Origin of the sequence: Pseudoalteromonas sp. SG45-5 (assembly GCF_014164085.1) — a bacterium.
In the GTDB taxonomy this organism is placed as follows: domain Bacteria; phylum Pseudomonadota; class Gammaproteobacteria; order Enterobacterales; family Alteromonadaceae; genus Pseudoalteromonas; species Pseudoalteromonas aliena.
Window position 1 is genome coordinate 1 of sequence record NZ_JACJEM010000176.1, and the last position, 331, is coordinate 331.

The 331-nt window shown below is 35.3% G+C and carries 1 protein-coding gene; it reads left to right on the top strand.

Annotation, left to right across the window (positions count from 1 at the left end):
• Window positions 1–331, top strand: a 331-nt coding sequence (locus H5119_RS20800) for a hypothetical protein (RefSeq protein ID WP_220496109.1), incomplete at both ends; no start/stop codon positions are given.

Genomic DNA, 331 nt, shown 5'->3' on the forward strand with positions numbered 1-331 from the left:
TCAAAAAAAGCCAATCTCCTAAATACCTTGTGGCAGACTGTAAACTTTATCATAAAAGTAATGCTGAGTTTTTAACCAAAATTCAATTTCTCACGCTAGTACCTTCAACAATTTCTCTTGAAAAACCCTCTATAAGTACAGCCATAACAGCCAACCAATGGGTTAATATTGATGATAACTATCAATATGTTATTGAAGAGGTTGATCATATGGGGATAAAGCAAAGATGGATGATTATTTATTCAAAGGCAGCTAATAGCCGAGCACAAAAAAGCATTGTTCGACAAGTTGAGCGAGCACACACAGGCATCAAAAAAGACCTCTTCCATTT